Origin of the sequence: Mesorhizobium sp. M5C.F.Ca.IN.020.32.2.1 (genome assembly GCF_004023105.1) — a bacterium.
Classification (GTDB): Bacteria; Pseudomonadota; Alphaproteobacteria; order Rhizobiales; family Rhizobiaceae; genus Mesorhizobium; species Mesorhizobium wenxiniae.
In genome coordinates this window covers 1-6,105 of record NZ_RZSX01000356.1, presented here as the reverse complement: position 1 = coordinate 6,105, position 6,105 = coordinate 1, and the positions used below count along the sequence as shown (strand labels likewise).

The following is a 6,105-nucleotide window of genomic DNA, read 5'->3' as shown; positions in this document are numbered from 1 at the left end:
CTTGACCGCGGCTACAACCCGCTCGCGAAGGTCCATCGAATATCCTGCCATCCAAACTGGCCTCCTCCCAGCATGAATGTTGAATCAGAACTGCGATGATTTGGGAATCCCACGACTCTTACAAATCCCATCCCGCTCTAGACCCCGGCCGAATGAAAATTAGAAGGGGCGCTCCTGCGCCCCTTCTTTGTTTCCAAATCCGATTTATGCCCGCAGCACTCCGCCGGTCTGCTTGTTCACATTCTCGACGATGCGCTTTGCCAGCGTCTCGAAATCCTCGTCGGTCAGCGTCTTATCGACCGGCTGGATCGACACTTCGATGGCGATCGATTTCTTGGCCGCGCCGAGCGATGCCCCTTCGAACACGTCGAAGACCGAGACATTGGTGATCAGCTTCCTGTCGGCGGCAAGGGCGGCGCGGGTCAGCGTGCCGGCTTCGACCGCTTTGTCGACGACGAAGGCGAAATCGCGCTTGACCGCCTGGAAGGCAGACAGTTCCAGCTTCGGTTTCGTCCGCGTCGGTTTGGCCTTCGGCTCGGGTACGGCGTCGACGAAGACCTCGAAGCCGCAGAGCGGCCCGGAGACGTCCAGTTCCTCCAGCGTCTTAGGGTGGAATTCGCCGAAAGTTCCCAATATGACTTTAGGTCCGAGCTTGATCGTGCCGGAACGGCCGGGATGATACCAGGCCGGGCCGCCGGCCTCGATCTGCAGCCGCTCGACCGGCGCGCCGCAGGCTTCGAGTGCTGCGATCGCGTCGGCCTTGGCGTCGAAAACGCCGACCGGACCGGCATTGCCGGCCCAATGCCGGCCGGAGCCTTCGAGCTTGGCCGTGCCGCGCCGAACGCCGGCGGCGACGCGTCGCTGCTGGTCGGCCGCATCGCCCTCATAGGTGCCCGATACTTCGAACAGCGCGACATCGCCGATGCCCTTGTCGGCATTGCGCTGCGCGGCGGCGATCAGGCCCGGCAGCAGCGACGGCCGCATGTCGGACATGTCGGCGGCGATCGGATTGGCGAGCTTGAGTGCTGTCTCGCCGCCGCCGAACAGTTCGGCATGTTTTGCCGGAATGAACGACCAGGTGACCGCCTCCATCATGCCGCGCACCGCCAGCGCCCGCTTGGCGGCGCGGGTGCGGACCTGCAGCGTGGTCAGGATCTTGGCATTGACGGCATCATGCGCGCCGAGCGGCTGCGGGGCGATATTGTCGATGCCATGGATGCGCATGACTTCCTCGACCAAGTCGGCCTTGCCATCGACATCCGGCCGCCAGGATGGCACGGCGACATTGATGACATCACCCACGCCTTCCGGTTTGAAGCCGAGGCGCGAAAGGATGGCGAGACTCCCGTCCCTGGGCACCTCGATGCCGGTCAGCCGCTTCACTTCCGACAATGGGAAGGAAACGATCTTCTCGACATGGCCGGCATAGCCGACGACTTCGGTTTCGGTCGGCGTCCCGCCGCAGAAATCCAGCACCAGCTTGGTGGCCAGTTCCACCCCGGGCACCATGAATTCAGGGTCGACGCCGCGCTCGAACCGGTAACGCGCATCGCTGATGATGCCTAGCGTCCTGCCGGTGCGCGCGGTGGTGATCGGATCCCAAAGTGCGGATTCGATCAGCACGTCGGTGGTGTTCTCGTCGCAGCCGGAATGCTCGCCGCCCATGATGCCGGCGATCGATTCGACGCCGTCCTCGTCTGCTATGACGCACATGTCAGGCGTCAGCGTGTATTCGCGCCCATCGAGGGCGAGTACCTTTTCGCCATCGCTGGCCCGCCGCACGGTGAGGTTGCCGGCGACCTTGTTGGCGTCGAACACATGCAGCGGCCGGCCGCGGTCGAAGGTGACGTAGTTGGTGATGTCAACCAGCGCGCTGATCGGTCTCAGCCCAATGGCGATCAGCCGCTGCTGCAGCCATTTCGGCGACGGGCCGTTTTTCACGCCGCGCACCAGCCTGAGCGCGAAACCCGGGCAGAGCTCCGGTGCTTCGATCTTCACCTTGACCGGGCACATGCCGTCGCCGGCATGCGGCATGATCGCGCCGCCGACGAGGCGGCCGAGCCCGCTCGCTGCCAGATCGCGGGCGATGCCATAGACGCTGGTCGCGTCCGGACGGTTCGGCGTCAAATTGATCTCTATGACCGGATCGTCGAGATGCGCGTAGGCGGCGTAGCTGGTGCCAACAGGCGCCTCGGCGGGCAGGTCGATGATGCCGTCATGCTCTTCGGAAAGCTCGAGCTCGCGCTCGGAGCACATCATGCCATGACTTTCGACACCCCTGATCTTGCCGACCGCCAGCGTCACGTCGATCCCGGGAATATAGGTGCCGGGTGCTGCAAAGGCGCCGATCAGGCCAGCGCGGGCGTTGGGCGCACCGCAGACGACCTGCACCGGGGCCTTGCCGTCGCCGGTATCGACCGTCAGAACGCGCAGCCGGTCGGCGTCGGGATGCTGCACCGCCGTCAGCACCTTGGCGATGACGATCGGCTTCAGGCTCGACCTGTCGTCGACATGCTCGACTTCGAGGCCGATCGAGGTCAACCGCTCGACGATCTCGGCCAGCGAGGCGTCGGTCTCGAGGTTATCCTTGAGCCAGGAGAGGGTGAGTTTCATGACTGTTTTCCGTCTGATGGTCTGGGCACGCTGGTCTTCAAATGGCGCGGCAAATCGTCCGGCATGTGCAGGAAGGGCAGTTGCTCGCGCACATGGGCATGGTGCGTCGGTTTGAAATAGGCCGGCATGTCCATGGCGCCGAGCACGAAATAGATATGGTCGGCCAGCCGCTCGTCGACATAGGCGATCGGCGAGCCGCAGACGCCGCAAAAGGAGCGCGTCACCGACCCGTTCTCGAACATCTTCAGCGCCTTGCCCGTGAAGGCGACCTGCTCGGTCATGAAGCCGACGAAAGCCGACACCGGCGCGCCGCTGGCCCGCCGGCAATCGCCGCAATGGCAATAGCTGACATGGTGCGGTTCGGCCGAAGCCTCGAGCCGCACGGCGCCGCAACGGCAGCCGCCGGTGTGGGCCGCTGTCATGCGCTCAAGCCCCCGAATAGCGTCGGCATGTCGAGCGGCCGGAAGCCGTAATGCGACAGCCAGCGCACATCGGCGTCGAAGAAGGCGCGCAGGTCCGGCATGCCGTATTTCAGCATGGCGATGCGGTCGATGCCCATGCCCCAGGCAAAGCCCTGATACTCGTCGGGATCGAGCCCGCCGTAGCGGAGCACGTTGGGGTGGACCATGCCGCAGCCGAGGATCTCCATCCAGTCGGAGCCTTCGCCGAAGCGCACCTCGCCCGGCCGCGAACGGTCGCACTGGATGTCCACCTCCATGCTCGGTTCGGTGAACGGGAAGAAGGACGGCCGGAAGCGCATCTTGACCTGCGGCACCTCGAAGAAAGCCTTGCAGAACTCCTCCAGCACCCATTTCATGTTGGCGACATTGGCCGTCTTGTCTATCACCAGTCCCTCGACCTGATGGAACATCGGCGAATGGGTGGCATCGGAGTCCTGCCGGTAGGTTTTTCCGGGGATGACGATGCGGATCGGCGGCTTCTGCACCTCCATGGTGCGGATCTGCACCGGAGAGGTGTGGGTGCGTAAAAGCTTGCGCTCGCCCTTCTCGTCCGGCTGGAAGAAGAAGGTGTCGTGCATCTCGCGCGCCGGATGGCCTTCGGGGAAATTCAGCGCGGTGAAATTGTAATAGTCGGTCTCGATATCGGGGCCTTCGGCGATGGCAAAGCCGAGGTCGCCGAAGATCGCGGCAATCTCGTCGCTGACCTGGCTAATCGGATGGATGCGGCCGCGCTCGGCCGGCGATTGCCGCACCGGCAATGTGACGTCGACCTTTTCCGCCGCGAGCCGTGCCGCGATCGCCACGTCCTTCAGCTCGGCGCGGCGCGCGGTAAGCGCCTCGGTGACGCGGGTCTTGAGGCCGTTGATAGCCGGGCCTTTTATCTGGCGCTCTTCTGCGCTCATCGAGCCGAGCGTCTTCAGCATTTCTGAGACCGAGCCCTTCTTGCCGAGCGCTGAAACACCCACGGCTTCGATCGCGGCCTCGTCGGCGGCCGACGCGATGTCGGTCATCAGGGAATTTTCGAGGGTTTCCATGTCACTCATGTTTCAGGCCCGATTGGAGGCAAAGAAAAACCCGCGCCAGCCCTGCCAGCGCGGGTTTCCCAAATCAAGTGTCGAAGTGCTTGGGAAGGCGCTGGTTAGGCTACAGCGCTTTCAAAAGCGTTCGGCGTGGTGTTCTTGAGGTATTCGAGGGCGACCTTGGCCTTGGCCACAAGTGCGGCAAATGCCTGCGGCTCGTGGATGGCCATGTCCGACAGGATCTTGCGATCGATCTCGATGCCGGCCTTGTTGAGACCGTCGATGAAGCGACCATAGGTCAGGCCATGCTCGTGGGTCGCGGCATTGATGCGCTGGATCCAGAGAGCGCGGAACGAACGCTTGCGGTTCTTGCGGTCGCGGTAGGCGTACTGCAGCGACTTTTCCACCGCCTGCTTGGCGATGCGAATCGTGTTCTTGCGGCGGCCATAAAAACCCTTGGCGGCTTTCAGGACCTTCTTGTGCTTGGCGTGCGAAGTGACGCCTCTTTTTACGCGTGCCATGTCATGATCTCCTTAAAACGTTGTCCAGACCGAATGCCTTAGAGGCCGTTCGGCAGAAAATTCTTGATGACCTTCTTGCCATCCGGTTCAGCCAGAACCATCGTGCCGCGGGCATTTCGAATGAACTTGTTGGAACGCTTGATCATGCCGTGACGCTTGCCGGCCGCAGCCGACAGGACTTTACCCGTACCTGTGATCTTGAACCGCTTCTTGGCGGCTGACTTGGTCTTCATCTTGGGCATTTTGCTACTCCGTTTATGTGCGCATCATCGCGCTTTTTGTTCGCTTCAGGCCGACCAAAGCCCGAAAAGCAAATGAAACCGCCACGGCATGCCCTGCCGGGCGGTTTTTGGGAACGGCGGTGCTATACGTCAAAGCGGGCCGGCGCGCAACACCCTGTGCCTATGGGAAACGAAACAGCACCGGCAGTATGCCCGATTGCTGGGCGCCGTCGATCGATTCGAAAAACGGCAGGGCAACGAGGAATACCAGTCCGTCGAGCAGCGTCGTCCGCAGCAGGCGCGGCTTGAAGCTGCCGGTGTCGCCTTCCTGATACAGCGAAAGCTTCGGAAAGAAGCGCGGCACCCGCGCCATATACGCCTGGAATGGAGTACCGAAGGCCTCCTTCAGGAACTTCTCTTCGCGCAGGATGACGACTTGAAAGGCGGCGGCGCAAATCACCGCGAAGCCGATCGCCGCAGTGATCGAGCCCATCTGCGCGCCGACGCCGGCGGCAGCTATAGAGGAGAAGACATAGAGCGGATTGCGGGTGATCGAATAGGGTCCGCCGGTAACCACCTCGGAGGATTTGCGTCCGCCGATATAGAGCGTTGACCACAAGCGCCCGACAATGCCCAGAAAGATCAGCAGGACGCCGACCATTTCGATCGTTTCGTGCGGCACGCTTTCGGGAGGAAAAGCAGACTGGCCAAACAGCAGCGCTGCGAACATGACGACCACGAGGGCGGCAAGCACCATCCTTCGTGCGTGCTGATACCTGCCCAGCGCACGCTTGGCCTGCGCTTGTTCGACCCGCGCCGATTGAACTTCATTAAGCATGTCGGGAATCCGATCGTCGAGGAACTTCGCCAGCGATCGCAGCGCCTGGCCAAGAAAACAGGCGCCCCCGCCGATCGCGGGACGCCTTTGCAGGATGATTCAGGCGTATTTAATGCATGTCGCCTCTTTTGCCATCATCCGCAACTAATACAGCCAGAAGAGGACGGGAATTACACCGCTTTCCTGTCCGGACTCGATGAGTTCGAAAAACGGTATGGAAGCCAGCAACATCAAGCCGTCGCGCAGCGTGTGATTGAAGATGCGCGGTGTGAAGGTGACCTCGGCCTGATCGCGAAAAAGCAGCGGATTGGGAAAAAACCGCGGCACCCGTGCGATGTAGTCCTTGTACGGCGCCCCGAGCACGGTCGTCAAATGCCGTTCCTCGCGCAGCGTGACGATGTAGAACGCGGCCGCGCACAAAACCGCCGACGC

The 6,105-nt window shown here is 62.3% G+C and carries 6 protein-coding genes and 1 pseudogene; all 7 read right to left on the bottom strand.

What is annotated here, in order from left to right:
- Nucleotides 1-204: 204 nt before the first annotated feature.
- Nucleotides 205-2,613 (bottom strand): phenylalanine--tRNA ligase subunit beta, encoded by a 2,409-nt coding sequence (gene pheT, locus EOA86_RS18395; protein ID WP_128342963.1) that lies wholly within the window; start codon nucleotides 2,611-2,613, stop codon nucleotides 205-207.
- Nucleotides 2,610-3,035 (bottom strand): GFA family protein, encoded by a 426-nt coding sequence (locus EOA86_RS18390; RefSeq protein WP_128342961.1) that lies wholly within the window; start codon nucleotides 3,033-3,035, stop codon nucleotides 2,610-2,612. The genes pheT and EOA86_RS18390 overlap by 4 nt, the downstream gene beginning before the upstream one ends.
- Nucleotides 3,032-4,117, bottom strand: a complete 1,086-nt coding sequence (pheS, locus tag EOA86_RS18385) for a phenylalanine--tRNA ligase subunit alpha (RefSeq protein ID WP_128342960.1) — start codon at nucleotides 4,115-4,117, stop codon at nucleotides 3,032-3,034. Before pheS ends, EOA86_RS18390 begins: the two co-directional genes overlap by 4 nt.
- A gap of 95 nt (nucleotides 4,118-4,212) precedes the next feature.
- Entirely contained in the window at nucleotides 4,213-4,614 is a 402-nt protein-coding gene (gene rplT, locus EOA86_RS18380; RefSeq protein WP_006201247.1) for a 50S ribosomal protein L20, read from the bottom strand.
- A 38-nt stretch (nucleotides 4,615-4,652) separates the two neighbouring features.
- Nucleotides 4,653-4,856, bottom strand: coding sequence for a 50S ribosomal protein L35 (rpmI, locus tag EOA86_RS18375; RefSeq protein ID WP_006201248.1), 204 nt, complete (start codon nucleotides 4,854-4,856; stop codon nucleotides 4,653-4,655).
- A gap of 160 nt (nucleotides 4,857-5,016) precedes the next feature.
- Nucleotides 5,017-5,673, bottom strand: coding sequence for an isoprenylcysteine carboxylmethyltransferase family protein (locus EOA86_RS18370; protein WP_128342958.1), 657 nt, complete (start codon nucleotides 5,671-5,673; stop codon nucleotides 5,017-5,019).
- A 144-nt stretch (nucleotides 5,674-5,817) separates the two neighbouring features.
- Nucleotides 5,818-6,105: pseudogene (locus EOA86_RS18365) on the bottom strand (isoprenylcysteine carboxylmethyltransferase family protein); the annotation flags it as partial.

What these genes read in the sequence shown, in the direction of transcription:
- pheT (WP_128342963.1), bottom strand. Translation starts at nt 2,613, where the DNA reads ATGAAACTCACCCTCTCCTGGCTCAAGGATAACCTCGAGACCGACGCC.
- EOA86_RS18390 (WP_128342961.1), bottom strand. Translation starts at nt 3,035, where the DNA reads ATGACAGCGGCCCACACCGGCGGCTGCCGTTGCGGCGCCGTGCGGCTC.
- pheS (WP_128342960.1), bottom strand. Translation starts at nt 4,117, where the DNA reads ATGAGTGACATGGAAACCCTCGAAAATTCCCTGATGACCGACATCGCG.
- rplT (WP_006201247.1), bottom strand. Translation starts at nt 4,614, where the DNA reads ATGGCACGCGTAAAAAGAGGCGTCACTTCGCACGCCAAGCACAAGAAG.
- rpmI (WP_006201248.1), bottom strand. Translation starts at nt 4,856, where the DNA reads ATGCCCAAGATGAAGACCAAGTCAGCCGCCAAGAAGCGGTTCAAGATC.
- EOA86_RS18370 (WP_128342958.1), bottom strand. Translation starts at nt 5,673, where the DNA reads ATGCTTAATGAAGTTCAATCGGCGCGGGTCGAACAAGCGCAGGCCAAG.